This is a genomic window from Streptomyces sp. AM25 (genome assembly GCF_058146165.1).
Genome location: NZ_JBKIWN010000006.1, coordinates 173159 through 199387 on the forward strand (window position 1 = coordinate 173159; position 26229 = coordinate 199387).

A 26229-nucleotide genomic window follows, 5' to 3' on the forward strand; every position below is an offset into this window, starting at 1 on the left:
CGCCCCTGACGGGGCCCGATTTCTATCGCGCACCCGTGACGACAGTCACGCATCAGTGATAACTTCGCGGGCACGCACCTCCCTTCGCCCGAAGGAGGACGCCCCATGAGTCCGTTCACCGGCTCCGCATCCCGTACCGGCGCCGAGGCATGGCGGCACCTGCGCCTCGGCCTCGACGCCGGGGTCGCGACCGTCACCCTCGCCCGGCCCGGCCGGCTCAACGCCCTCACCTTCGGCGCCTACGCCGACCTGCGCGACCTGCTGCCCGAACTGGCCCGCGACGGAAGCGTGCGCGCCCTCGTCCTCGGCGGCGAGGGAGCGGGCTTCTGTTCCGGCGGCGACGTCGACGAGATCATCGGCGCCACCCTCGCCATGGACACCCGGCAGCTCCTGGACTTCAACCGGATGACCGGACAGGTCGTCCAGGCCCTGCGCAGCTGCCCGTTCCCCGTGATCGCCGCCGTGCACGGGGTGGCCGCCGGCGCGGGCGCCGTCCTCGCGCTCGCCGCCGACTTCCGCGTCGCCGACCCGACCGCACGCTTCGTCTTCCTCTTCACCAAAGTGGGCCTCTCCGGCGGCGACATGGGCGCCGCCTACCTGCTGCCCCGCGTCGTCGGCCTCGGCCACGCCACGCGGCTGCTGATGCTCGGCGAACCGGTGCAGGCCGCCGAGGCCGAACGCATCGGCCTGATCAGCAAGTTGACGGACGAGGGCGGTGCCCCCGCCGCCGCCCGCACCCTCGCCCGGCGCCTCGCCGACGGGCCCGCCCTCGCCCACGCCCAGACCAAGGCCCTGCTCACCGCCGAACTCGACATGCCGCTCTCCGCAGCCGTCGAACTCGACGCCGCCACCCAGGCGCTGCTCATGAACGGCGCCGACTACGCCGAATTCCACGCCGCCTTCACCGAGAAGCGGCCGCCCAAGTGGCAGGGCCGATGAGCGCACCGGCCGCGCAGCGCGTCGCCGTCATCGGTGGCGGACCCGGCGGCCTCTACGCCGCCGCCCTGCTCAAACAGCGCGCACCCGAACGCGAGATCACCCTCTGGGAACGCAACGCCCCCGACGACACCTTCGGCTTCGGCGTCGTCTTCTCCGACGAGACGCTCGACGGCATGGAGAGCGCCGACCCGGCCGTCTTCGCCGCGCTGCAGCGCGAGTTCGTGCGCTGGGACGACATCGACGTCGTCCGCCGGGGCACGGTGCTGCGCTCCGGCGGCCACGGCTTCGCCGCCCTCGGCCGGCACCGGCTCCTGGAGATCCTCCACGAGCGCTGCCGCACCCTCGGCGTCGGCCTCCGCTTCCGCACGGAAGCGCCGCCCGCCGCCGAACTGGGGCGCTCGCACGACCTCGTCGTCGCCGCCGACGGCGTCCACAGCCGGACGCGCGACGCCCACCGCGACCACTTCCGTCCCACGCTGACCACCCACCGCTGCCGCTACATCTGGCTCTCCGCCGAACGCCCGCTGGACGCCTTCCGTTTCGAAATCGCCGAGACCGAGCACGGCGTCGTCCAGCTGCACGCGTACCCGTACGACGCCGGGGCCAGCACGGTCGTCGTCGAGATGCGCGAGGAGGTGTGGCGGCGGGCGGGTCTCGACCGGTGCGACGAGGCCGAGAGCCTGAAACGGTGCGGCGCCTGTTTCGCGGACCTCCTCGACGGCCGGCCGCTGCGCTCCAACCGCTCCGCCTGGACGGCCTTCCGCACCGTCGTCAACGACCGCTGGTGGCACGGCAACACGGTCCTGCTCGGCGACGCCGCTCACACCGCCCACTTCTCCATCGGCTCCGGCACCAAGCTCGCCGTCGAGGACGCCGTGGCCCTGGCCGACCGGCTCGACCGGCAGCCGGACGTCGCCGCGGCCCTGGCCGCGTACGAGGCCGAGCGGCGCCCGGTGGTCGAGTCCACGCAGCGCGCCGCCCGCGCGAGCCTGGAGTGGTTCGAGGACCTCCCCGTCCACATCGGGGGCCCGCCGCGGCGGTTCGCCTTCGACCTGCTCACCCGGAGCCGCCGGGTCACCCACGACAACCTGCGCCTGCGCGACCCCGCCTTCGTCGCCTCGGTCGAGCGCGAGGCCGGTGTCCCGGCCGGGACACCGCCGATGTTCACCCCGTTCCGGCTGCGCGGACTGACCCTGCGCAACCGCGTGGTCGTCTCCCCGATGGACATGTACTCCGCCGTCGACGGCACCCCCGGCGACTTCCACCTCGTCCACCTCGGCGCCCGTGCACTCGGCGGCGCCGGGCTGGTGATGACCGAGATGGTGTGCGTCAGCGCGGAGGGCAGGATCACGCCGGGGTGCGCGGGGCTGTACGCGCCTGCGCACGAGGAGGCGTGGAGCCGCATCACGGCCTTCGTCCACGACCGGGCCCCCGGCACCGCCATCGGCGTCCAGCTCGGCCACTCGGGCCGCAAGGGCTCGACCCGGCTGATGTGGGAGGGCATCGACCAGCCGCTGCCCGACGGCAACTGGCCCGTCGTGGCGGCCTCGGCGATCCCGTACCGCGCGGGCGTCAACCAGACCCCGCACGCGCTGACCGCGCCCGAAATGGCCGCGATCCGCGCACAGTTCACGGCCGCGACCCGGGCGGCCGCGCGGGCCGGCTTCGACCTGCTGGAACTCCACTGCGCCCACGGCTACCTGCTGTCCGGCTTCCTGTCCCCCCTCACCAACCACCGCACGGACGCGTACGGCGGCAGCCTCGACGCCCGGCTCCGCTACCCCCTGGAGGTCTTCGACGCGGTGCGGGCCGTGTGGCCCGCCGAACGGCCCATGACGGTACGGATCTCCGCGACGGACTGGGCGGAGGGCGGCACGACGGGCGACGACGCGGTCGTCATCGCCCGGGCGTTCGCGGCGCGGGGCGCCGACGCCGTCGACGTCTCCACGGGGCAGGTGCTCCCCGAGGAACGCCCGGCGTTCGGGCGCTCCTACCAGACGCCGTTCGCCGACCGGATCCGGCACGAGGCCGCGGTACCGGTGATCGCGGTGGGGGCGATCTCGTCGTGGGACGACGTCAACTCCCTGATCCTGGCGGGCCGCGCAGACCTGTGCGCACTGGCGCGCCCGCATCTGTACGACCCGCACTGGACCCTCCACGCGGCGGCGGAACAGGACTACGCGGGGCCGGGGGTGGCGTGGCCGTTGCCGTACCGGGCGGGGAGCCGCAGGCCGCCGACGGGGCGGCGGGGGTGAGGCCCGGTCCCGGCCACCGTCACAGCACCGGCGTCACGAATTCCTCCCCCGCATCCCGCAACCGCCCGTGCAGCGCCGCGAAGACGCGTGACGCCCGCCCCCCGGGCCAGTCCGGCGGCAGCAGTCCCGCCGGCAGGCCGGGGTCGGCGTACGGCAGGCGGCGCCACGAGTCCAGTGCCAGCAGGTAGTCCCGGTACGCCGCCTCCGCCGGCACCGGCCTCCGCCGGGACCAGCGCCGCAGCACCGGTTCGTGCGTCTCCAGGAACGCCCGGTGCTGCTTGGCGAGCGCCTCCAGGTCCCACCACCGCGCCACCGACTCCACCGTTGGCTCGAAACCGAGGTGGCTGCCGCGGAACAGGTCCACGTACCCCGACAGGCCCAGCCGTTCCAGCGTGTGCCGCGTCTCGTCGTGCACGTGGGCCGGCGCGATCCACACCCCGGGCGCGGCCGTGCCGAAGCCGAGCCGGGCGAGCCGGGAGCGCAGCAAGTGCCGCTTGTGGCGCTCCTCTTCGGGGACGGAGAAGACCGCCAGCAGCCAGCCCTGGCCCGAACGGCCGGACGGGCGGCCGTAGATGCGCCGGTCGCCGTCCTCCAGGAGCTGCAGGGCGGCGGACGACAGCCCGTATCCGGCCGCACCGGACGCCGTGCGGCCGGAGACGAGCAGCCCGCGCCGCTTGAGGCGGGAGACGGCGGACCGCACCGAGGGTGCGTCCACGCCCACCGAACCCAGCAGCCGGATCAGTGCCGCGATCGGCACCGGTCCGGCCGGTGTTCCGGTGGTGCCGCGGCCGTAGGCGCCGTAGAAGGTGACGATGAGGGACCGTGGAGTGTGGGGCGGTTGCTGGTCAGTCACGGGGAAACTGTAAAGGGCCGGAGCGCAGCCGGAACCGCTGCAGTTTGCCGGTTGGCGTGCGGGGCAGGGTATCGAGGAACACGATCTCGCGAGGGCACTTGTAGGGAACGATCTCCTTTTTGGTGAACTCCCGTAGCCTCGCGGCGGTTTCGGGATCGCGCGGCACTCCGTTCCGTAGCACCACATATGCCACCACGACCGCGCCCCGGTGTGCGTCCGGCCGTCCGACGACGGCCGCCTCCCGCACGTCGGGATGGCGCAGCAGCGCCTCCTCGACCTCGGGGCCGGCGACGTTGTGGCCGGCGGACACGATCATGTCGTCGGCGCGGGCGACGAAGGTGAAGTAGCCGTCCGTGTCCCGGATGTAGGTGTCGCCGGTGATGTTCCATCCGTTGCGCACGTAGTCGCGCTGCCGTGCGTCCGCGTCGGCCAGGTAGCGGCATCCGGTCGGTCCGCGGACGGCGAGCAGGCCCGGCCGTCCGTCGGGGACCGGCCGCCCGTCGGGCCCGAGCACGCAGGCCTCGTAGCCCGGTACGGGCAGGCCGGTGGCGCCGGGGCGGGCGGCGTCGTCGGCGGCGGAGATGAAGATGTGCAGCATCTCGGTGGCGCCTATGCCGTTGATGAGGCGCAGCCCGGTGGCCCGGTGCCAGTCGTGCCAGAGGGCGGCGGGCAGGTGCTCGCCTGCGGAGACGCATCTGCGCAGCGACGAGAGGTCGTGGGAGCGCGGGCCGTATGCAGCGAGCATGCTGCGATAGGCGGTCGGCGCGGTGAACAGCACGGATATCCGGTGGCGTTGGATGTCGCCGAGCAGCCGCTCCGGCCCGCCCCAGTCGGCCAGCAGGGTCGAGGCGCCGGCCCGGAGCGGGAAGACGACGAGTCCGCCGAGCCCGAAGGTGAAGCCCAGGGGCGGGCTGCCCGCGAAGACGTCGTCCGGGTCCGGGCGCAGCACGTGGGCGGAGAAGGTGTCTGCGACGGCGAGCACGTCCCGGTGGAAGTGGGCGCAGGCCTTGGGCCGTCCGGTGGTTCCCGAGGTGAAGGCGATGAGGGCGACGTCGTCCGCGGAGGTCTCCACCGGTGCGTAGGACGAGGGCTTGTGGACGGCGCGCCACAGCAGGTCGTCCGCGGTGTCGCCCCCGTACGGGGTGATCTGTAATTGTGGTATACGCGCATTCGCCAGGCCGTCCGTCGACCGGATGTCGCACAGGGCGTGCCGGACGTCCGCGATGCGGCATATCGCGGCGAGTTCGCGGGGCCGCTGCGCGGCGAGGACGGTCACGGCGACGCCGCCCGCCTTCATCACCGCCAGCCAACAGGCCGCAAGCCAGGGCGTCGTGGGGCCGCGGAGCAGGACGCGGTGGCCGGGCCGGATGCCCAGGTCGTCGGTGAGGGCGTGCGCGATCCGGTCGACGTTCTCCTTGAGTTCCCCGTACGACCACACGCCCCCGGCGCCGTCCCGGACGGCGGGCCGGTCCGCTCCGAACCGCGCGATCGTGCCGTCCAGCAGCTCCGCACCGCAGTTGAGGCGCGCGGGGCAGGGAAGGGGGCGCAGCCCGGGCCACCGGTCGGGGGGCGGGAGGTGGTCGCGGGTGAAGGTGTCGACATGGGCGGACGGCATGAACTCCATGGCGGATGCGCCCCCTTGGGCGAGGTCGCGAGGTCGTCGGGGGGTCTGTCGTCGGGGGTCTTGTGTCGCTACCGATCCGCTGTCAGCGTATCGAGTTGATGACGACAGTCAACAGAGCGCGATATGAGTCGGAGGGGGAGGGAGAACGATGACGACACCGACGCCGTTCGCACTGGACCCGGAGCAACAGGCGTGGTGCGCCCGGCTGCGCGCGCTGGCGAGGGAGCGGTTGCGCCCGCTGGCGGAGAAGGGCGAACCGGGGCGGGTGAACAGGCCCCTGGTGGCGGCCCTCGGTGAACTCGGCCTGCTGAGCCGGGTGTTCCGTCCCGACGGCGGCCCCGTCCGGGCCATGGACCTCTGCCTCCTCCGGGAGTCCCTGGCGAGGGAGTGCACGGAGGCCGAGACGGCCCTCGCCCTGCAGGGCCTGGGCGCGTACCCGGTCGCGCGCCACGGCACCGGGCCGCAGCGCTCCCGCTGGCTCCCGGAGGTGGCGGCCGGCCGTGCGGTCGCGGCCTTCGCCCTGAGCGAGCCGGGGGCGGGCTCGGACGCGGCCGCGCTGGAACTGCGGGCAGAGCCGGCGCCCGGCGGCGGCTGGCGGCTGACGGGCGAGAAGTGCTGGATCTCCAACGCCCCGGACGCGGACGTGTACACGGTCTTCGCGCGGACGGCGGAAGGACGGCGCTCGGGCATCACGGCCTTCCTCGTACCCGCCGGCCGCCCGGGCCTGCACGGCACACCGCTCGCGATGCTCAGCCCGCACCCCATCGGCACCCTTGCCTTCGATGCGGTGCCGGTGGGTCCGGACGACGTGATCGGCGCGGTGGGGGAGGGCTACCGGGTGGCCATGGGGACCCTCGACCTCTTCCGCCCGAGCGTCGGCGCGTTCGCGGTCGGCATGGCGCGCGCCGCGCTGGACGCGACGGTCGAGCACACGGCGCAACGCCGGACCTTCGGCGGCCCGTTGAAGGACCTCCAGTCCGTCTCCCACCGCCTCGCCGAGATGGCGACCCGCACCGAGGCCGCGGCCCTGCTGGTGTACGCGGCGGCAGCGGCCCACGACGCGGGCGAACCCGGCATCGCGCGCCGCTCGGCGATGGCGAAGCTCTTCGCCACCGAGACCGCCCAGTACGTCGTCGACTCCGCCGTCCAGCTCCACGGTGCCCGCGCCCTCCGCCATGGTCACCTCCTGGAACACCTCTATCGCGAGGTACGGGCCCCGCGCATCTACGAGGGCGCGACGGAGGTCCAGCGCACGATCATCGCGAGGGAGCTGTACCGATGAGGGGGTTGTACCGATGACACTGCACCGCCTGAACCCGGAAGGCCTGCCTCCGCCCGTCGGCTTCACGCACGCGGTGACGGCTGTGGGCGGCCGGCTGGTCTTCCTGGCAGGCCAGACGGCACTGGACGGGGAGGGGCGGCTGGTGCCGGGCGGCCTGCCGGAACAGTTCGAGCAGGCCCTGTCGAACCTGCTGGCGGCGCTGCGGGCGGCGGGCGGAGAGCCGCGCGACCTGGCGCGCGTGACGGTCTACGCGACCGACGTCGCGGACTACCGCGCGTGCGCCCGCGAACTGGGCGCCGCCTGGGGCCGCTTGGCGGGCCGCGACTACCCGGCGATGGCGGTCGTCGGGGTGACGCGGCTGTGGGACGAGGCGGCGGTGGTGGAGCTGGACGGGGTGGCGGTGGTGGCTTAGGGAGGGCGCCCCGTAAGGGGCGCGGGGAACTGCGCGATCAGCCACTGATGGCCCGGCAGCCGACGCACTGCCTTGGTTGGGCCGGGGCGGAGCCCCGGGAACGTCTGCTGCGGGCGCTAGCCCTCGCCCGGGAGGTGCGCGGCGAAGGCGGGTCGGCCCTGCAGGGTGCCGGCCGGCCGGAGTTCGTGCGCCGGTACGGTCACGGCGCGCTCGACGATCGTGTACGCGAGGCCGACGTCGTCGGCCCCGAGCCCGGCCAGCGGGACGTGGACGACGACCACGTCCCCGCGATCGGTGCGCTGTACGGCGACGTCCGTCGTGCCGTGTCCGTCGGTGACGACCCGCAGCAGCTCGATCGGCTCGGCGAGGTACGCGTACCAGGCGTCGCTGCGCCGCCCGAGCTCGTCGAGTAGCCAGGCGTGGCCGGTGAGTTCGGGGAACTCGTCGGCGGGGAGCCGAGCGGGACCGGCCGCGGCGATCTCCCGCAGGAGCGCGTCGCGGCCGGCCTCGGGATCGGTCAGAAGGAGCTCGGTGCCGGGCGTGCCGGGCCACTGCACGGTCAGCCGTGCCCGGCCGGTGGTGAGGTCGACGTCACGGACGCACAGCCCGAGGCCGGCACTCCCGTGCTGCACGGCACCCAGATCGACGAGCAGCGGCGCCCACCATTCCGCGGCCGGCAGGGTACGGGCCGGCCGGACAGGACGTCGGCTCATCGAACAGCCCCTTCAGACGGCTCGGATGCGGCTCAGATGTTGACGGCGTTCTTGACCCAGTCGGGGCAACGCCCCTGCACGCCCTCGCAGTAGGCGGTGATGACGCCCTTCGGCAGCATCGGGATCTTGGCGCTGAAGTCTACGCCCGCCCGGACCGCCTGGACCTTGTCGACGCGGCAGGTCTTGAAGATCCACCAGCCGCTGCAATGCACGTGCAGCACATCGGTGAAGTAGTTCCAGGTGTCCGGATACCCGGCGAACTTCTGCTTCCCGGCAGCACCCGGACGCGGATACTTCGTGGTGGCCTCGACGGCCTTCATGGTGAGGTTGTGCTTCTGCTGGATCTTCGTGAGCCCGAAGCCCTTGTCCCTGACGGGGTCGTAGTAGCCCTGCCGCATGTAGACGGTCCAGCCGTCGCGGTCCTTCCACTGCCCCACGATGCTGTCGGGGCCGCTCATCGTGTGACTCTCCGCATCGGCCCCGGCCGCGCGGGGCGCCTTTCCCGCGCCGAGCTGCTTCACCGCGGCTTCCGGAACCCCGTGCCGGCCGAGGTCGGCCAGCCGGAACGAGGAGTCTCTGGGAATTCCGGATCCGTTGTCGAAGACGGAGAACTCCACGTCCCCGGACGGGCCCTGGGCGGAGGGCGCCGCTGCCACTGCGGACGCCGGCGCCGCCGCGAACAGCCCGGCCGCGAGGCCGAACGCCGCCGTGGCGACCGCATACCGACGTGCATTCACCATACGCATGGTCCCCCTTGAGGTGACTGCCGTGAACTTCCATGGCCGGACCCCTCATGACGTGATCCGGCCACCAGTAAGCTAGGGAGACCACGCACGACGCGTCGACCCCGGCGGGGGCGAATCGGCCAGCCTCGGTTGGCGTGGGTGGCAATCACCATTTGCAATAAGGGTGTTGTGAGCTGTACAGCTCATACGCAGGAGCTCTTGGGCCGGGTGCAGGTTCCGTTTTCAGCGGGCTGGGGGCTGCAATGTGACCGAAAGGTTTCGGACACGGGTCAGGTAGTGATCGCCTCCAGGGCGAGCTGCCAGGGGTAAGAACTCAGCCGCTCGCTTCCCGTGCCTGGGGGATGCGGCATCCACTCCCCTTCGCCGTAGAGCACACGAATCCCGGTGCTGCGCAACACCTTCACAGCGTGACGCGTCGCCGGGTGCACGTCGAGTGCTGTCGACCAGAAGGGCAGGGCCACCACCGGCAGTCCGAGCCCGACGGCTTCGGTGAGCAGCCCGAGAGCGTAGGTGTCTGCGATGCCGGCAGCCCACTTGTTGGCGGTGTTCATCGTCATCGGGGCCACGATGACGGCGTCGGCAGGAGGATTACGCTTCTCTTCGCCGGAGCGGCGCCAGGTACTGCGCACGGGGCGTTCCGTGAGAGCCTCCAGCGTGGGCCGGTCGATGAATCCGCCGTCGGCTGCGGCAGGGGTGGCGATGACGCACACGTCCCAGCCCTTGTCCTTGGCGGCGCGCACCAGCCGTGTGGCATCACCGGCCGGACCTGCGGCGCAGATGATGAGGTACAGCACGCGGGCGCGGCTCATACCGTCACCTGTGCCCGTGAAGCCAGCGAACGCAGGACAGGCACGTGTCCGCTCCGATCACGCAAGAGCAGTTCTCCGATCAGCTCGCGGACCATCGGACGAGACCGTACCTCTTCGGGAGCCTCCTGCTCAGCTGCGAGCAGGGCGGCGGTGGCCTTTTCCGTTCTCCCGCAAGCGTGGAGCGCCCGGGATACGTCCGTCCAGAAGACCGCCCGCCTTTCCGCGACAGCGAGCGTCTTGACGTTCACCTTACGGGCCTCACTCAGGGCCCTCCCCGCGTCGCCCAGTGTCAGTGCAATGGAAACTCGGTGCAGCAAGACGTTGTTCGGCCCGAAGGCTGTCCACTTCCGGTTGGAGTCCTCCAGTAGCTCGGCAGCACGCTCTGCGTCGTTCAGGAGCGCCTCGGCCATGTCCCGGTCGTTTGCAGTGGATGCAGCCCACGCCCCGCGGAGCAGCAGGGCTCCGAAGACCGCGACCGTGTCGGGGCTGGAGCGGGACACGGCACGGGACACCTCTTCGGCGCGTCGGATGGCGACGGCGACCCCTTGCCGTCGGTGGCCGACGGCAGTGATCGCGTGTGTGAGGATGCGAGCTGCAGAGGCGATGATCTGCGGATCACCCGTCCGGTACGCCGCAGCCATGGAGCGTTCGGCTGCAATCCACGCCGAGGGTGCATCGTCGTTCTTCAAGAGCAGCGACGCCGCTACGTGATAGGCGTCGACGGCAACACGATCGATCAAGTGCCGTTCTGCAACGGGGTCAAGTCGCGCCTGGACTTCGGTCAGCAGGTGGGGAAGGCTCCTGAAGAGCTCGGAGTATCGGCATTGTTGTACTTGCCTCTTCGCCGAAGCAGTTGCCCTTGCCAGCGCTTCGGGAGCGCGGGGATCAGTTGCGCATGCTGTGGTGCCGGTGAGTGCATCGCGCAAGCGGTCCAGCGGGTCGGCTGCTGGTTGAGCGAGGAACAGTTCGGCAGAGGTGGGCACACTCGCCGCGCTCACAGCAGCGAGTGAGTACGTCACGAATTCGCGCCTCTTCACAGGTCCATCGTGCGACGCGTCCTGGTCGGCTGTGCTGGTCTCCGTGCGAACTGGCCTGATGAATCCGAGCTCTGCCATGGGCCGTTGGAGGAGAGCTTGCAGAACAGCCCTCGCTGGTGGGTGGGGCCAGCCTGGTCGCCCCGACTCCCAGCGGCGCACTTGGCGGACCGAGATCGTCAGCTTCAGGCCCAGCTCGGATGCCTTGCGGTCGAATGCTTCGACGAACTCCTCCTGGGTGTGCAGTCCCTGCGCGATGCGTGCTCGTACGAGCAACGGGTTCCCCGGCACGTCTGGCCTGGATGTCTCCGCAAGTGCCATGAAGCTCAACGTAGTGAGACTCCTGCTGTCACACCCGGGAAATGTCCGGGAAAGTGTCCTCTCGGAGGGCCTCGGATGTGGCCTGGTCTGCGTTGGAGAAGGACGATGTCCTAGAGCCATGAGAAGAATCGCCGACTGGCTTTCCATGGCGTCGCACGATCCGCAAGGCACCGTTCGGCTCTGGGCGGCGGGCAGGACTGCGCCACTGCTGGTCGGACGGATGTGGGAGCTGGTGCGTACCGACTTCACCTTGGCCACGGCCGTCGTCACTCACCTCAAGGCCGATGGCCGTCACATCGGTCCGTATCTGATGGGTGGCGCGGAGCGCGTCATGTGGTGGCTGACCCCACTGGCCACCCGCAGTCGGTTCGGGGACATCGTGGATGTGGCCGTGTATCCCAAGGGCGCTGAGCTGTTCGTCCCGCCTCCGGGAAAGTACTTCGGCGACCGGGTCTGGGTCCTCCCCGATCAGGCCGGAGACCGGTGGAACATCCTCACCTCCGCCGACGACCTGCGCACGGCCATCGAAGCGGCCACCCGCCAACTGGCCCGACCGGCCGCACAATCAGAAGACGCTCACAACCCCGGCAGCTGAGCCGCGTTGCCGCAGCACCCGCGCGGATCCCCGTACGGATCCGCGTCCTCCTGGCCGCCGGGCTGTCCTGCACGGCCCCTGATCGACGGGACGCAACGTGCGGCGGCGCGGGGCAGAAGCCCCGCGCCGCGTAGGCCTAGATGTCCCGGAAGATCTCGATCTGCGCCCCGATCGAGTTGAGCCGCTCGGCCAGGTCCTCGTAACCCCGGTTGATCACATAGACGTTGCGCAGCACCGACGTCCCCTCCGCCGCCATCATCGCCAGCAGCACCACCACGGCGGGCCGCAGGGCCGGCGGGCACATCATCTCCGCGGAGCGCCAGCGCGTCGGGCCTTCGACCAGGACGCGGTGGGGGTCGAGGAGTTTGACGTGGGCGCCGAGGCGGTTGAGGTCGGTGAGGTAGATGGCGCGGTTGTCGTAGACCCAGTCGTGGATGAGGGTCTGGCCCTGGGCGAAGGCGGCGATGGCCGCGAAGAACGGCACGTTGTCGATGTTGAGGCCGGGGAACGGCATCGGGTGCACCTTGTCCAGCGGTGCGCTGAGCTTGGAGGGGCGCACGGTCAGGTCGACGAGCCGGGTGCGGCCGTTGTCCGCCGCGTACTCCGGGCTGCGCTCGTGGTCGAGGCCCATCTCCTCCAGGACGGCGAGCTCGATCTCCATGAACTCGATCGGCACCCGGCGGATCGTCAGCTCCGACTCCGTGATCACGGCGGCGGCGAGCAGGCTCATCGCCTCGACCGGGTCCTCGGAGGGCGCGTAGTCCACGTCGCGGTCGATGCGGGCCACGCCGTGGACGGTGAGCGTGGTGGTGCCGACGCCCTCGACCCGTACGCCCAGCTCCTCCAGGAAGAAACAGAGGTCCTGGACCATGTAGTTGGAGCTGGCGTTGCGGACGACGGTCACGCCGGCGTGCCGGGCGGCGGCCAGCAGCGCGTTCTCGGTGACGGTGTCGCCGCGCTCGGTCAGCACGATCGCGCGGGTCGGCGAGACCGAGCGGTCGACCTGGGCGTGGTACGTGCCGTCGGTGGCCGTGATCTCCAGGCCGAAGTGGCGCAGCGCCGTCATGTGGGGCTGGACCGTACGGGTGCCCAGGTCGCAGCCGCCGGCGTACGGGATCTTGAAGTGGTCCATGCGGTGCAGCAGCGGACCGAGGAACATGATGACGCTGCGGGTGCGGCGGGCCGCCTCGGTGTCCATCGAGGCCAGGTCGAGCTCGGCCGGCGGCACGATCTCGAGGTCGTTGCCGTCGTTGATCCAGCGGTGCCGGACGCCGATGCTGCTCAGCACCTCGAGGATCCGGTAGACCTCCTCGATCCGTGCGACGCGGCGGAGCGTGGTGCGGCCGGCGTTGAGCAGGGTGGCGCACAGCAGCGCAACGCAGGCGTTCTTGCTGGTCTTGACGTCGATGGCGCCCGAGAGACGCCGGCCGCCGACGACGCGCAGATGCATCGGTCCCGCGTAGCCGAGGGACACGATCTCGCTGTCGAGGGCCTCACCGATACGGGCGATCATATCAAGACTGATATTCTGATTTCCCCGCTCAATGCGGTTGACCGCGCTCTGGCTGGTTCCCAGTGCGTCGGCGAGCTGCGTCTGGGTCCAGCCCCGGTGCTGACGTGCGTCACGGATGAGCTTGCCGATACGGGCGAGGTAGGCGTCTGTCATGGGACAGACGGTATCTCAGATATGAGATTTCTTCGCCCCTTGCAGCCTTCCCGAGTTTTTCTATTACTATGCGAATAACTTGGAGGTGTCATGAACGTGACTGCAAGGCCGGCGAGCGGCAACCGGCTCCGGCCGTTACTCGTCGGGGTTCCCTATCTGCTCTCCTGCGCCGTCTTCCTGACGGTCTTCCTGGTCAGCAGACCGCGCCTGCCCGATCCCATAGCCACCCACTTCGGCGACGCGGGCCACGCCGACGGCTACATGTCCCAGGGGGCCCTGCTGCCCGTGGGCCTGGGGATGCTCCTCAGCCCGGGCGTCCTGTTCGTCGTGCTCGCCTACGTGATAGACGCCGTACGGCCGTTGGTGCTGATTGCCTACGCAGCCGTCGGTCCGCTCTGCTACGTCCTCGTCTGCATCGTCCTGGACAACGCCGGGGCCGAGACGGCCCAGCAGGTCAGGCTGTCCCTCTGGGAGGTCCCGGCGGCGCTGGGCACGGCTGCTGTCACCGCGGGGATCGGGCTGCTCGTGACGCGCGGCTGGAACCGGTCCGAGCCGGAGAGCCAGGAGGGCCTGGAGGGTCTGGAGGGCTCGAAAAATCCCCGCGGTCTCCTGCTCCGTCCGGGTGAGACCGCGTTCTGGAGGCATTCCCAGAGGTCCAGCGGCCTCGGCATCGCCGGGCTGACGCAGCTCGTGGCGGGCGCGACGATCATCCCCCTCGGTGGCTTCGGAATCGGCGCCGTCCTGCTCATCAGCGGCCTGCTGTTCGCCCTCTTCTCGGGTATACGGACCACCGTCGACCGGCACGGCCTGACCGTCGCACCGCTCTGGCTGCCCTGGCCGCGGCTGCGCATCCCCCTGGAGCGCATCGTCGGGGCGACCGCCCGGGACATCGACGCTCTTCGTGACATGGGCGGTTGGGGCTACCGTGCCACCAGAGGGCGCAGCGGAGTCGTCCTGCGCTCCGGCGAGGCGCTGGTGGTCCGGCCGGTGCACGGCCGCGAGTTCGTGGTGACGACGGACGACGCGGCCACGGCCGCCGCACTCCTCAACGGGCTCGTGGAGCGCGGTCGTGGCCATGCGGCCCCCGCGGACCGCAGGGGCTGACATGCTGATCCGGCTGGACCACGGATCCTCCGTTCCGCTCGGCGACCAGATCGCCGCAGCGATAAGAGGCGCCATCGCCGACGGCTCCGTCCGCCCGGGCGGCCGCCTCCCCGCCGCCCGCACGCTGGCGGATTCCCTGGGCGTCAACATCCATACTGTGCTGCGCGGTTACCAACGGCTGCGCACGGAGGGCCTCATCGAACTCCGGCGCGGCCGCGGGGCGGTGGTGACGGACGCCGGAGACGAGGCGTCACGAGGGCGTGCCCGGCTCGTCGAGGGGGTGGGGCATCTGGTGGCCGATGCACGGGCGTTGGGGCTGACGGACGACGAGGTGATCGATCTGGTGCGGACGGGGCTGTCGCGGACGTAGGCATGGCGTGTGGTCACGCGGGGCGTGCGGAGTGCGGCGCGCCCCGCGTGACGGGCCGTGCGCCGGCTAGTGCCCGCGCAGCGCCGCCCAGGTGTGCGTGCCGACCTTGCCGTCGACCTGCAGGTGGTGGGCGCGCTGGAAGGCGCGCACGGCATTGTCGGTCTTGTGGCCGAAGATGCCGTCGATGTCCTTCATGGCGAGGTAGCGCCACTGCGTCAGCAGGCACTGGACCTGGCTGACCCGGTCGCCGGTGTCGCCGTACTGGGTGAGCGCACTGCCCTGGTAGAAGGCGCAGGCGTAGGAGGGTCCGGCAGCCGCGGCGTCATGCGCGGTCGCCGCGCCGGCCGCCGTGCCGAGGGCGGCGCAGGCCGCTGCGGTGACCAACGCGAGCCTGATGACAGGTCTGTTGCTCCGTACCATGGGTGCCCCCTAGCAGTCCGCAACGCCGGATATCTTGCGGCCGCCTCTGAGGAACACGTTGCTGACGTAGGCGAAATCGCTGCCGGAGGCGAGCGTGACTCTGCTCCACCAGGGGTTCGTGCCGCCGTTGGGGTCGGCCACCGGTGTGGTGTTGCGGTCGGTCTGGCAGTAGTCCCGCAGATAGATGTGCGACACGGTGTCCACGACGGTGGCGCTGGTTCGCGGGGCCTCGCGCAGGTGCACGTTGGTGGCGTAGACGTACACCATCTTGTACGCATCGGCGTTCGCGGGCCGCGCCTCGGCCGCGGGAGCCGCTGCGAGCGCACCCGCGGCGAGCACGGTGGCGGTGAGGGAGGGGACGAGGAGACGTAAGTGCCGTTGCCGGAGCCATGGCCGTTGCATGGTTCTCCCATCAACTCAACGGTGCTGGAAGGTTTCTGCGTTGGCAGGCTGGCATGGGGGAGCGGGCGGGGTCCAGGGGGAAATCGCACCTATGTCCGGACGGGGATCGTCCGGCGGTGGCGCGCCGGGCTGATCCCGTCAGAAGTCGGAGGTGTCCAGCTCGAGTTCGAGCGGTTCGGGGAGTTGCACTGGTTCACCGAACGGGCGCGGGCCGTCCACCTTCGTGTAACCGAGCTTGCCCGGCTCGGAGAAGAGCGTGCAAGACCGCTCCTGGCGATCCACGAGCAGGTAGAGAGGGGCCCTGTACTCCGCGTAACGGCGCCGCTTGACGATCCCGTCTGTTTCCCCGTTGGAGTCGGAGGTCACTTCCACGACAAGCAGGGTCTGCTCGGGCACGAGAGCCCCGGCGTCCGACGGTGCCAGATCCTCGGGAACGACAGCCAGGTCAGGGATGAACCAGTTGGGAGAGCCGGGAAGGTCCAAGTCGCCGCTGCCTGTGATGCAACCCAATTTGGCTGCAACGGGATCGACTTGTCTGCGGATGCTGGTGACGGCGCGTTCGTGGCCCCAGGAAGGCGACATTGGTGCGATGACCCCCTCTACGATCTCCACCCGGTCCCCCTGGTGGTGCTGGATCGCATACTTCAGCGCGGTTTCGGGGTCGTCGGCCGCGTACGTGTGAGGTTGCGTGCTCATCGGTCCTCCCGCGGACATCGTGACTGCAGCATGACGACTGTCCAGGGTCTACAGCTTCGAACGCCTGCCCTGTGCCGGTTCGCTGCAGCGGCCACTCGTACAGGTGATGATGCCCCTATGTCACGCACCTTCGAGGATCTCGTCGCCGAAGCCGAGTCGGTGTCCGTCGAGGGCTGGGACTTCTCCTGGCTCGACGGCCGGGCCACCGAGGAGCGGCCGTCATGGGGGTATCAGCGGCTGTTGAGCGGGCGCCTGGCGGAGGTGCCCGCCGCGCTGGACATCCAGACCGGCGGCGGGGAGGTGCTGGCGGGGGCGGGGCCGTTCCCGCCGGTCATGGCCGCCACGGAGTTCTGGCCGCCGAACCTCGCCAAGGCGACCCGGCTGCTGCACCCTCTGGGTGCCGTCGTCGTCGCCGACCCCGACGAGCCGCCGCTGCCGTTCGCCGACGAGGCGTTCGACCTGGTCGTCAGCCGTCACCCGGCGAGCGTGTGGTGGAGCGAGATCGCCCGGGTGCTGCGGCCGGGCGGCACCTATTTCGCCCAGCACGTCGGCCCGGGTTCCGTGTTCGAACTGGTGGAGTACTTCCTCGGGCCCCAGCCCCCGGCCCGCGGCAAACGGCATCCGGACGCCGAGACGGCCGAGGCCCGGGCGGCCGGCCTGGAGATGGCGGACGTGCGCATGGAGCGGCTGCGGATGGAGTTCTGCGACGTCGGCGCGGTGATCTACTTCCTGCGGAAGGTGATCTGGACCGTGCCCGGCTTCACGGTCGACGCCCACCGCGACCGGCTGCGCGAACTCCACGAGCGCATCGCGGCCGAGGGGCCGTTCGTGGCCCACTCGTGCCGGGTGCTCATCGAGGCCCGGAAGCCTGCCTGAGCCCCGATGCGGCCAGCGCCTTCGCCACCTCCGCCGCGGCGGAGGAATACGTCCGGACCTACGAGCCGCCCTGCCGTTCGTGATCGCCGATGACCCACCGGCCGTCGCCGGTCCGTTCGAGCGGACCGAGGTGTGCGTTCATGATCGGGAACGTTAGTCGGCGGCAGTCGCGCCGCACACCCCAAAGCCCCAGGTCGGCACGGATCGGCCCATCAGGACATGACCATTCACCGGCCATGTACTACTGTTATCTCGACATCGAGATATCTGCCGAGAAGGCGTACCGCTGTCGCGCCAGTAAGGCGTACCTAACTTAGGCACACCTTAGCGGGTCCGCGCGGTGATGGGGCGGCAGGATTGCCGTAGTACGCGAATTCATGCACATGAAGGAGACTGTCGTGTCGGCGAACAGCTTCGACGCTCGCAGCACCCTGCGGGTGGGCGACGAGTCGTACGAGATCTTCCGGCTGGACAAGGTGGAGGGCTCCGCGCGCCTCCCCTACAGCCTCAAGGTCCTCCTGGAGAACCTGCTCCGCACCGAGGACGGCGCCAACATCACCGCCGACCACATCCGCGCGCTCGGCAGCTGGGACTCCCAGGCCCAGCCCAGCCAGGAGATCCAGTTCACGCCGGCCCGCGTGATCATGCAGGACTTCACCGGCGTGCCCTGCGTCGTCGACCTCGCCACCATGCGCGAGGCCGTCAAGGAGCTCGGCGGCGACCCGGCGAAGATCAACCCGCTGGCCCCGGCCGAGCTGGTCATCGACCACTCCGTCATCGCCGACAAGTTCGGCACCAAGGACTCCTTCGCGCAGAACGTGGAGCTGGAGTACGGGCGCAACAAGGAGCGCTACCAGTTCCTGCGCTGGGGCCAGACCGCGTTCGACGAGTTCAAGGTCGTCCCGCCGGGCACCGGCATCGTCCACCAGGTGAACATCGAGCACCTGGCGCGTACGGTCATGGTCCGGGGTGGCCAGGCATACCCCGACACCCTCGTCGGCACCGACTCGCACACCACCATGGTCAACGGCCTCGGCGTCCTCGGCTGGGGCGTCGGCGGCATCGAGGCCGAGGCCGCGATGCTCGGTCAGCCGGTCTCCATGCTCATCCCGCGCGTCGTCGGCTTCAAGCTCACCGGCGAGCTGCCCGCCGGCACCACCGCCACCGACCTCGTCCTCACGATCACCGAGATGCTGCGCAAGCACGGTGTCGTCGGCAAGTTCGTCGAGTTCTACGGCGAGGGCGTCGCCGCCACCTCGCTGGCCAACCGCGCCACCATCGGCAACATGTCGCCGGAGTTCGGCTCCACCGCCGCGATCTTCCCGATCGACGGCGAGACCCTCAACTACCTGCGCCTGACCGGCCGCAGCGAGCAGCAGGTCGCGCTCGTCGAGGTCTACGCCAAGGAGCAGGGCCTGTGGCTGGACCCGGCCGCCGAGCCGGACTTCTCCGAGAAGCTCGAGCTCGACCTCTCCACGGTCGTCCCCTCCATCGCCGGCCCGAAGCGCCCGCAGGACCGCATCGTCCTCGCCGAGGCCAAGGCCCAGTTCGAGCGTGACGTCCTCAACTACGTCTCCACCGCCGACGAGGCGGGCGAGGAGTCCTTCCCGGCCTCCGACGCCCCGGCCGCCGCCAACGGCGTCCCGTCGAACCCGGTCACCGTCACCGCCCCCGACGGCTCGACCTACACGATCGACCACGGCGCCGTCACCGTCGCCGCGATCACCTCCTGCACCAACACCTCGAACCCGTACGTGATGGTGGCCGCGGCCCTCGTCGCGAAGAAGGCGGTCGAGAAGGGCCTGACCCGCAAGCCGTGGGTCAAGACCACCCTCGCCCCGGGCTCCAAGGTCGTCACCGACTACTTCGACAAGTCGGGCCTGACCCCGTACCTCGACAAGGTCGGCTTCAACCTCGTCGGCTACGGCTGCACCACCTGCATCGGCAACTCCGGCCCGCTGCCGGAGGAGGTCTCCAAGGCCGTCAACGACCACGACCTGGCCGTGACTTCGGTGCTCTCCGGCAACCGCAACTTCGAGGGCCGGATCAACCCCGACGTCAAGATGAACTACCTGGCCTCCCCGCCGCTGGTCGTCGCGTACGCCCTCGCGGGCTCCATGAAGGTGGACATCACGCGCGACGCCCTGGGCACGGACCGGGACGGCAACCCGGTCTTCCTGAAGGACATCTGGCCGAGCGAGGCCGAGGTCAACGACGTCGTGGCCAACGCCATCGGCGAGGACATGTTCAACAAGTCCTACCAGGACGTCTTCGCGGGCGACGCCCAGTGGCAGGCCCTCCCGGTCCCGACCGGCAACACCTTCGAGTGGGACGCCGAGTCCACCTACGTCCGCAAGCCCCCGTACTTCGAGGGCATGACGATGGAGACCACTCCCGTCAAGGACATCACCGGCGCCCGCGTCCTCGCCAAGCTGGGCGACTCGGTGACGACGGACCACATCTCGCCCGCCGGTGCGATCAAGGCCGACACCCCGGCCGGCAAGTACCTCACGGAGCACGGCGTTGAGCGCCGCGACTTCAACAGCTACGGCTCCCGCCGCGGCAACCACGAGGTCATGATCCGCGGTACGTTCGCCAACATCCGCCTGCGCAACCAGATCGCGCCGGGCACGGAGGGCGGCTTCACCCGCGACTTCACGAAGGCCGACGCCCCGGTGTCGTTCATCTACGACGCCTCGCAGAACTACCAGGCCGCCGGCACCCCGCTGGTCGTCCTGGCCGGCAAGGAGTACGGCTCCGGCTCGTCCCGCGACTGGGCGGCCAAGGGCACCGCGCTCCTCGGCGTCAAGGCCGTCATCGCCGAGTCCTACGAGCGCATCCACCGCTCCAACCTGATCGGCATGGGCGTCCTGCCCCTGCAGTTCCCGGAGGGCGCCTCGGCGGAGTCCCTCGGCCTGACCGGCGAGGAGACCTTCTCCTTCGCCGGCGTGACCGAGCTCAACGAGGGCCGCACGCCGCGCACGGTCAAGGTCACGACCGACACGGGCGTGGAGTTCGACGCGGTCGTCCGCATCGACACCCCCGGTGAGGCGGACTACTACCGCAACGGCGGCATCATGCAGTACGTGCTGCGCTCGCTGATCCGCAAGTAAGCGGCACGAAGCGAGAGGGCCGCACCCCGAGGGATCGGGGTGCGGCCCTTTGCCGTCAGAAGAGGCTGTTGTACTGGCCCCAACCGCCGCCGATGCGGACGCGGTTGTCGAAGGGGTCGTTCTGGTTGCCGTTGCCCTTGTACAGCCAGAGCACGCCGTCGCGGTCGCGGGCGAGCATGTCGCTGCGGCCGTCGGCGTTCATGTCACCGGTGGACAGCAGCATGTCGTACGTGTTCCAACCGCCGCCGACGCGGACGCGGCTCTCGAACGGGTCGTTGATGTTGCCGGTGCCCTTGTAGAACCACAGCACACCGTCGCGGTCCTTGGCGACGATGTCGGTCTTGCCGTCGCCGTTGAGGTCGCCGCGGCCGACGATGTCGGTGTAGATGTCCCACCCGCGGCCGATACGGACACGGTCGCCGAGGGTGCCGTCCTGACGGGCCTGGTAGAGCCACAGGACACCGGACTTGTCACGGGCGATGAGGTCGGCGTGACCGCTGCCGGTGAGGTCGCCGGGGGAGAGGATGCGGTCGTAGGTGTTCCAGCCGCCGCCGATCAGCTTCGGCTGCGGCTCGTCGTTCTCGTTCTCGGGAACGCTGGTGAAGATCAGCGAGCCGTCGGTGGCGCGGAGGTAGAGACCGTCCATCAGACCGTGCTGGTTGAGGTCGACCTGCACCGATGCGGTGACGTCCCGCGAGTCGCTGTCCTTGACGATGTCCCGGTCGCCGAAGCCGCCTTGGAGGTTCGGCTCGTACGTGTAGACCTCGCCGGATGCCTTGGTGGCGAACAGCGGGAAGAAGGGCGCGGCAGCGGTCGGGTGGACCGGGGCGTGCTGAACCGCCGGGGCGGTCTTCAGGAGTGCCGGGACGGGCGGCGCCGGGGTGGCGGCGGCGGTTCCGGCGGTGGCACCGACCAGTGCGGCAGCGATTGCTGCGGTGGCGAGACGCGAGAGTGCGCGTCCGCGCTTGCGGCCGGAGAGTTGGGCCACGTGGTGCTCCTATGGCAGGTAAGAAAGACGTGACGCCCTCGAACGGGGCATCACGGTAACTCCTGGATCTTTACACGGGATCTTCAAAAATCAACCGGCTCTGATGCTCGGTTCAGAAAAGGTTGTTGTACTGGTCCCAACCGCCGCCGATGCGGGTGCGGTTGTCGAAGGGGTCCTGCTGGTTGCCGTTGCCCCTGTAGAGCCACAGGACGCCGTTGCGGTCGCGCGCCAGCAGGTCGCTGCGGCCATCGAAGTCCACATCACCCGTCGACACCAGGAAGTCGTATTGGTCCCAGCCGCCCCCGATGCGGACACGGCTCTGGAAGGGGTCGCGGTAGTCGCCGGTGCCTTTGTAGAACCAGAGGACGCCTTGACGGTCTTTTGCGACGATGTCGGTTTTGCCGTCGCCGTCGAGGTCACCGCGTCCGACGATGTCGGTGTACCGGTCCCAGCCGGGCCCCACCCGGAATCGGTCGCTCAGCGTGCCGTCCGGGTATGCGAGGTAGATCCAGAGAACCCCGGACTGGTCACGCGCCAGCAGGTCGGGCTCCTTGGCACCGCCGAGGTTGCCCGGGACCAGGATACGGTCGTAGATGTTCCAACCGCTCCCGATCTTCTTGGCTTTGCCCTCCCCCTGGGTCAGGTACAACGAGCCGTCAAGGGTCCTGAAATAGTGGCCGTCCGCGATGCCGTCCTGGTTCAGGTCGACCTGAATAATCGAGGTGATGCCCCACCACTTGTCTGTGATCTGCTCGCGATCGCCGAACCCTCCGTGCTGGTCGGGCCAGTAGCGGTAGAGCTCTCCGGATCCTCGGGACGCCATCAACGGGAAGCGGGGCGACTCGGCTCGGGATTCTCCGTTGGCCGCACGCGTTGCGGTCGGGGACTGGACGGTGGTTTCGACGGTCTTCACCGGTGCCGGGGTGTCCGCTGCGGCGGTTCCGGCTGTGGTGCCGATCAGTGCGGCGGCTATCGCTGTGGTGGCGAGGCGCGTGAGCGTACGTCCGCGCTTGTGGACGGGGAGTTGAGCCACGTGGTTCTCCTGTGATTTGAGGCAAGGCGCGACATTCCATGTGGGATGCCGCGATACGTCCTTGATCATTCCACGGGGCACTGACACGGCAGGGGCCGCACCTTGTGGCGGTGCGGCCCCTGGTCTGCTGACCGAGAGACTCAGAACAGCAGGCGGTACTGGTCCCAACCGCCGCCGATGCGGGTGCGGTTGTCGAAGGGGTCCTGCTGGTTGCCGTTGCCCTTGTAGAGCCACATGACGCCGTCACGGTCGCGGGCGAGCAGGTCGCTCTGGCCGTCGCGGTCGACGTCGCCGGTAGCGATCAACGTGTTGTAGGTGTTCCAGCCCTGGCCGACCTTGACGCGGTTGTCGAAGGGGTCATTGGTGCTGCCGTTGCCCTTGTAGAACCAGAGGACACCCTGGCGGTCCTTGGCGACGATGTCGGGCTTGCCGTCACCGTTGAGGTCGCCCAGGCCGGCGATGTCGGTGAACTGGTCCCAGCCGCCGCCGACGCGGATTCGGTCGCTCAGGGTGTTGTCCGAGCGGACCTTGTAGCGCCACAGCACACCGGACTTGTCCCGGGCCAGAATGTCCGACCCGTCGGAGCCACCGAGGTCACCGGGGGAGAAGATGTGGTTGTAGATGTTCCAGCCGGGGCCGATCTCCTGCTTGGGCTCGCCGTCGTCCGGGAAGAAGAGCAGCTGGCCGTCAAAGCCGCGGATGTACTCGCCGTCGGGGTGGCCGTCCTGGTCCTTGTCGACCGGGACGGCGGCGGAGACGCCGTCCCAGTGGGTGCCGAACCACTCCCGGTCCTTGAAGTTGCCGCGGCCGTTGGGCTCATAGCCCCAGAGCCAGCCGAGGTCGTCGACCGCGCGCAGCGGGAAAGACGGGGTGCTTGCGCTGGGTGAGAAGGCGGTTGCCCGCGGCGCGGCCTGCGGAACACCGGACTTCGCGGCTTTCTCGGGGGCCGGGTCGGTGGCAGGGGCAGCGGATGCGGTCCCGGCGGCGGTGCCAATCAGTGCCGCGGCGATCGCTGCGGTGACGGCACGCGACAGGACGCGTCCGCGCTTGCGGCCAGGAAGGTGAGTCACGTAAGACTCCATCGAATCGAAGGGTGAGATGTGACGAACCCCGTCGAAGCGAAGGATCGTCACCCAATCACCAGGATCCTTTCACATCCTCTTTACCTGTCAAATGCAATTGCTTGACCTTGGTGCTCAGGCCGTGGCCAGGTCGGAACTCACCGGTCGGCTGCGGCTCCGTACTGCGGTAGAGGAACCTGGATGGAAGGACCCCTGCCCCGCCTCTCAAGCGGCGGGGCAGGGGGTCCGGCAGGAGATGGGGCAGGATGCGTCAGGAACCCGTGGGCCACATGAGGCTGCGCTCACCGAGCATTCCGTCGTCCTTGCCGGGGTACAGGTAGAGGTCACCACTGCCATTGATGGCCGCGATGTCGCTCTTGCCGTCGCGGTTGAAGTCACCGCCCATCATGGCCCGGTACGTGTCCCAGGTGTTGTCACGCCACATGTAGGTGCCGTCATCGAACGTGCCCTGGGCGTTGCCCCGGTACAGGTGCATTGCGCCGTTGTTCGCGATGGCTGCGATGTCATCCCGGCCGTCGCCGTTGAAGTCGCCGGTGGTGATGTGCTTCTTGAACCAAGTCTTGTCACGCCACATCTCGCGCCGCGAGTCCAGGAGTACGCCATCGGAGCCCGTCGTGTAGGCGTACAGAGAGCCGTCCTTCGTGATGGCGAGCAGCCCGTCGCGGCCAGAACTGTCAGCCTTGTAGCGTGCAACGTGCGGCATTCCGTCCCAGGTGTTATCCCTCCACATGGTCAGCGGTTCACCCAGTGGCCCGTCTTTCTTCCCGGGGTAGAGGCGAAGACTGCCGTCGTAGGTGATCGCAGCGATGTCAGCCACACCGTCGCCATTGAAGTCGCCACCGATAATCTTTTGCATCTTGGGCCAGCTGGCGTCGTGAGCCCACAGCTCACGACCGTACTCAAGCTTGCCATCTGATGCCGTGTAGAACGCGTACAGGTTGCCGTCGCCCATCACCGCCGCTACGTCAGGACGACCGTCGCCATTGAAGTCGGCTGATGTGACGACGTCGGTTGTGCCTTTGTTTGCTCTATCCAGAGGGTTCTTCGCGCCCTTATGCAGGACGTCCTTGTACATGGATGCCAGACGGGTTCGCTGAATCCAGCTGTTGACGTCGTCGACCCGGGTCCCGACGGCCTCGTTGCGGCCTTCAGCGGAGCCGAAGCATCCTCCTTGCGATGAGGTGCTGTTGATCCCGACGAGCTCGAAGCGACCTTCATTCTCCCGGAAGATAGGGCTGCCAGCGTCACCCTGGCAGATGCCTGCACCGGACGGAGACTTTCCGGCGATGTTGAAGCTGCCGTTCTGCACCGATTCCACGGTGAAGGCGGCAGCGTGCATGCGATCCGGGACCCACTCGTCCTTGGTCCGTCCAAAGCCGCTTGACCTCAGGCCCTCGCCCTTGACGGGCGCAGTGGTTCCGACGGCGATCGGCTTGGGGCGGGAAAACGGGGAAGCAAGCTTGGGGGCGAAGGGGCCGGAGCTGATCTGTTCGGAGCTGACCCTGGCCATGACCAGGTCACGGTTCTCGTGAGGGACGAGCTCAACGATCTCGACTGTCATGATCCTGGTGGCAACAGGGTTACGGAAGTTGGGGAGATCGGCGCTATCGAGACTTACAGAGGCCTTCTTCTTGGGTGTGCCAGCTGTGACCTTTGAACCCTCCTGAGGACTGTCAGCAAAGCAGCTGGCTGCCGTGAGAATCCATCGCGGGTCGACCAGTGTGCCCGAGCAGATGCGCTCCCCATCGCCGATGTGGATCTTTGCGGTGAATGGATACTGCCCTTCCTGGGCCTCATCACCTACGACAGCATGAGCAGGGGTGCCGGTCAGGACGCCGGCGGCGACGGAGGCCGTGAGAATCCCTGCGAGCCACGCAGCGCGTGAACCCTTGCCAGACATGTTCTTCCTTACGAGTAGTGCTGCGTGGGCAGTAGTGGGTTTCTGCGGTGGAACGCTTCCGAACGTCACTTCTTGGCGACGATCTCCATGAGAGTGAACTCGCGGTTCAGGGGATCATCGGCGGCCTTGCCGACAGCGGTCCACATGTTCTTGTCCAGCTTGAAGGATTTCTCTTCACCTGGCGTCACCATGTTGAGGTTCACGTCGTAGTCGTTGCCCATCGCGCCGTAGACACGGGGGAGTTCCAGGCTGAGGTAGCCGGTCTTGCCAATGACGCGGAAGCAGTACCGGCCCTGGCCGACTGTGTCGACCTTCTGCATGCCACGAGCGGATATTTCGATGAGGCCGGGGCGGCTGTCGCAATCGACGAGCGTGATGTGCCCATCACCCCGCTTGAGCTTGATGCCGCGTTCTGTGAAAATCTTGTCGGCCTGCGGGTAGTCCAAATATTCAACGGTGGAGGACTGGGAGTCTTTTTCCTCGGCCATGGCATTGACGGAGCCGGCCGCAGCCATGGCAGTTGTGACGGCACCGATGATCAGTGTGCGGCGAAATAGCCTCATTGGTTTGGTTCCTTGCTCTTGAGATGCGGCCGTGACAAACCAGCTCGTCCCGAATGGTGCGCAGGCATGCCTGTTGGTGGGAGCCGGGTGGACGGAGCACCCTTCCTGACGGTTGAGGCGTGATTAGACGGCCGCCGGTCGGCCCCTCCGGCCATCCTGGCTGGCGGTGCCACTGAAACCACGTGTGGTGTGTTGTCCGCTGAGCGTCGCTGACATCGCGCCATACCGCCGTCTTGCTTGAGGTGTGACGTTCAGCCGGTCACGCCATGGTTGGGGGTTCTTGGCGGGTTCATCCCTTCCAGGAGGGTAGCCGGGGAAGGGACCGCCATGTCGGTTTAGTTATACGATCTTGCGTGCGCGATCGCAACTGTCGGCGCGTTGCGTGCCGTGGTCGCGATGCGCTCCGGCGGCATGACTGTCGGAGCTGCGACTC

Annotated in this window: 24 protein-coding genes; 9 read left to right on the top strand and 15 right to left on the bottom strand. The window is 69.2% G+C overall.

What is annotated here, in order from left to right; translation table 11 throughout:
* Nucleotides 1-105: 105 nt before the first annotated feature.
* Both ACLHRZ_RS09715 and ACLHRZ_RS09720 read left to right on the top strand, forming a co-directional pair.
* Complete coding sequence (locus tag ACLHRZ_RS09715; RefSeq protein WP_490417895.1) at nt 106-939, top strand: enoyl-CoA hydratase family protein; 834 nt, start codon at nt 106-108, stop codon at nt 937-939.
* On the top strand, nt 936-3194 hold the full coding sequence (locus ACLHRZ_RS09720; protein ID WP_490417896.1) for a bifunctional salicylyl-CoA 5-hydroxylase/oxidoreductase: 2259 nt from the start codon (nt 936-938) through the stop codon (nt 3192-3194). The genes ACLHRZ_RS09715 and ACLHRZ_RS09720 overlap by 4 nt, the downstream gene beginning before the upstream one ends.
* Before the next feature lie 19 nt (nt 3195-3213).
* Here ACLHRZ_RS09720 and ACLHRZ_RS09725 read toward each other — a convergent pair whose 3' ends face one another.
* Nucleotides 3214-4047 (bottom strand): PaaX family transcriptional regulator, encoded by an 834-nt coding sequence (locus ACLHRZ_RS09725; protein WP_490417897.1) that lies wholly within the window; start codon nt 4045-4047, stop codon nt 3214-3216.
* A complete protein-coding gene (locus tag ACLHRZ_RS09730; RefSeq protein ID WP_490417898.1) occupies nt 4040-5671 on the bottom strand; it encodes an AMP-binding protein in 1632 nt (543 codons plus the stop codon). Before ACLHRZ_RS09730 ends, ACLHRZ_RS09725 begins: the two co-directional genes overlap by 8 nt.
* A gap of 148 nt (nt 5672-5819) precedes the next feature.
* Between ACLHRZ_RS09730 and ACLHRZ_RS09735 the strand changes: the two genes are divergently transcribed.
* Nucleotides 5820-6953, top strand: a complete 1134-nt coding sequence (locus ACLHRZ_RS09735; protein ID WP_490417899.1) for an acyl-CoA dehydrogenase family protein — start codon at nt 5820-5822, stop codon at nt 6951-6953.
* Between the two features lie 13 nt (nt 6954-6966).
* Nucleotides 6967-7365 carry a RidA family protein gene (locus ACLHRZ_RS09740; RefSeq protein ID WP_490417900.1) on the top strand — a complete coding sequence of 133 codons (399 nt, stop codon included), beginning with the start codon at nt 6967-6969 and terminating at the stop codon, nt 7363-7365.
* 116 nt (nt 7366-7481) lie between these two features.
* Here the strand turns inward: ACLHRZ_RS09740 and ACLHRZ_RS09745 are convergent, their stop codons facing one another.
* The 4 genes from ACLHRZ_RS09745 to ACLHRZ_RS09760 form a co-directional block, all read right to left on the bottom strand.
* Complete coding sequence (locus ACLHRZ_RS09745) at nt 7482-8078, bottom strand: hypothetical protein (RefSeq protein ID WP_490417901.1); 597 nt, start codon at nt 8076-8078, stop codon at nt 7482-7484.
* A 32-nt stretch (nt 8079-8110) separates the two neighbouring features.
* Entirely contained in the window at nt 8111-8818 is a 708-nt protein-coding gene (locus ACLHRZ_RS09750) for a hypothetical protein (RefSeq protein WP_490417902.1), read from the bottom strand.
* Between the two features lie 275 nt (nt 8819-9093).
* Nucleotides 9094-9633: a flavoprotein gene (locus tag ACLHRZ_RS09755; protein ID WP_490417903.1), complete on the bottom strand. Its 540-nt coding sequence runs from the start codon at nt 9631-9633 to the stop codon at nt 9094-9096.
* A complete protein-coding gene (locus ACLHRZ_RS09760) occupies nt 9630-10988 on the bottom strand; it encodes an NsdA family TPR-like regulatory protein (RefSeq protein ID WP_490417904.1) in 1359 nt (452 codons plus the stop codon). The genes ACLHRZ_RS09755 and ACLHRZ_RS09760 overlap by 4 nt, the downstream gene beginning before the upstream one ends.
* Nucleotides 10989-11106: 118 nt before the next feature.
* Here ACLHRZ_RS09760 and ACLHRZ_RS09765 point away from each other — a divergent pair, with 118 nt between their 5' ends.
* Complete coding sequence (locus ACLHRZ_RS09765) at nt 11107-11583, top strand: hypothetical protein (protein ID WP_490417905.1); 477 nt, start codon at nt 11107-11109, stop codon at nt 11581-11583.
* 136 nt (nt 11584-11719) lie between these two features.
* On the opposite strand, the gene ACLHRZ_RS09770 is transcribed toward ACLHRZ_RS09765, so the two are convergent.
* Nucleotides 11720-13249 (bottom strand): helix-turn-helix domain-containing protein, encoded by a 1530-nt coding sequence (locus ACLHRZ_RS09770; protein WP_490417906.1) that lies wholly within the window; start codon nt 13247-13249, stop codon nt 11720-11722.
* A gap of 96 nt (nt 13250-13345) precedes the next feature.
* On the opposite strand from ACLHRZ_RS09770, the gene ACLHRZ_RS09775 reads away from it, so the two are divergent.
* Together ACLHRZ_RS09775 and ACLHRZ_RS09780 are read left to right on the top strand one after the other, a co-directional pair.
* Nucleotides 13346-14353 carry a DUF1648 domain-containing protein gene (locus ACLHRZ_RS09775; RefSeq protein WP_490417907.1) on the top strand — a complete coding sequence of 336 codons (1008 nt, stop codon included), beginning with the start codon at nt 13346-13348 and terminating at the stop codon, nt 14351-14353.
* A gap of 1 nt (nt 14354) precedes the next feature.
* Complete coding sequence (locus tag ACLHRZ_RS09780) at nt 14355-14723, top strand: GntR family transcriptional regulator (RefSeq protein ID WP_490417908.1); 369 nt, start codon at nt 14355-14357, stop codon at nt 14721-14723.
* Between the two features lie 66 nt (nt 14724-14789).
* Here ACLHRZ_RS09780 and ACLHRZ_RS09785 read toward each other — a convergent pair whose 3' ends face one another.
* From ACLHRZ_RS09785 to ACLHRZ_RS09795, 3 genes are all read right to left on the bottom strand, one after another.
* Nucleotides 14790-15143, bottom strand: a complete 354-nt coding sequence (locus tag ACLHRZ_RS09785; protein ID WP_490417909.1) for a peptidoglycan-binding domain-containing protein — start codon at nt 15141-15143, stop codon at nt 14790-14792.
* A 9-nt stretch (nt 15144-15152) separates the two neighbouring features.
* Nucleotides 15153-15545, bottom strand: a complete 393-nt coding sequence (locus ACLHRZ_RS09790) for a peptidase M23 (protein ID WP_490417910.1) — start codon at nt 15543-15545, stop codon at nt 15153-15155.
* Nucleotides 15546-15683: 138 nt separating this feature from the next.
* A complete protein-coding gene (locus tag ACLHRZ_RS09795) occupies nt 15684-16241 on the bottom strand; it encodes a Uma2 family endonuclease (protein WP_490417911.1) in 558 nt (185 codons plus the stop codon).
* Nucleotides 16242-16358: 117 nt separating this feature from the next.
* Here ACLHRZ_RS09795 and ACLHRZ_RS09800 point away from each other — a divergent pair, with 117 nt between their 5' ends.
* Nucleotides 16359-17117 carry a class I SAM-dependent methyltransferase gene (locus tag ACLHRZ_RS09800; RefSeq protein ID WP_490417912.1) on the top strand — a complete coding sequence of 253 codons (759 nt, stop codon included), beginning with the start codon at nt 16359-16361 and terminating at the stop codon, nt 17115-17117.
* Nucleotides 17118-17515: 398 nt separating this feature from the next.
* The gene (acnA, locus tag ACLHRZ_RS09805) at nt 17516-20230 is read left to right on the top strand and encodes an aconitate hydratase AcnA (RefSeq protein WP_490417913.1); all 2715 of its coding nucleotides are present in this window, start codon (nt 17516-17518) and stop codon (nt 20228-20230) included.
* Between the two features lie 55 nt (nt 20231-20285).
* Here the strand turns inward: acnA and ACLHRZ_RS09810 are convergent, their stop codons facing one another.
* The 5 genes from ACLHRZ_RS09810 to ACLHRZ_RS09830 all read right to left on the bottom strand — a co-directional run bounded on the left by ACLHRZ_RS09810 (nt 20286) and on the right by ACLHRZ_RS09830 (nt 25796).
* Complete coding sequence (locus ACLHRZ_RS09810) at nt 20286-21218, bottom strand: FG-GAP repeat domain-containing protein (RefSeq protein ID WP_490417914.1); 933 nt, start codon at nt 21216-21218, stop codon at nt 20286-20288.
* A gap of 112 nt (nt 21219-21330) precedes the next feature.
* Nucleotides 21331-22251, bottom strand: a complete 921-nt coding sequence (locus ACLHRZ_RS09815) for an FG-GAP repeat domain-containing protein (protein WP_490417915.1) — start codon at nt 22249-22251, stop codon at nt 21331-21333.
* A 140-nt stretch (nt 22252-22391) separates the two neighbouring features.
* Entirely contained in the window at nt 22392-23321 is a 930-nt protein-coding gene (locus ACLHRZ_RS09820; protein ID WP_490417916.1) for an FG-GAP repeat domain-containing protein, read from the bottom strand.
* A 262-nt stretch (nt 23322-23583) separates the two neighbouring features.
* On the bottom strand, nt 23584-25233 hold the full coding sequence (locus ACLHRZ_RS09825; RefSeq protein ID WP_490417917.1) for an FG-GAP-like repeat-containing protein: 1650 nt from the start codon (nt 25231-25233) through the stop codon (nt 23584-23586).
* Nucleotides 25234-25298: 65 nt separating this feature from the next.
* On the bottom strand, nt 25299-25796 hold the full coding sequence (locus ACLHRZ_RS09830) for a hypothetical protein (RefSeq protein ID WP_490417918.1): 498 nt from the start codon (nt 25794-25796) through the stop codon (nt 25299-25301).
* Between the last annotated feature and the right edge of the window lie 433 nt (nt 25797-26229).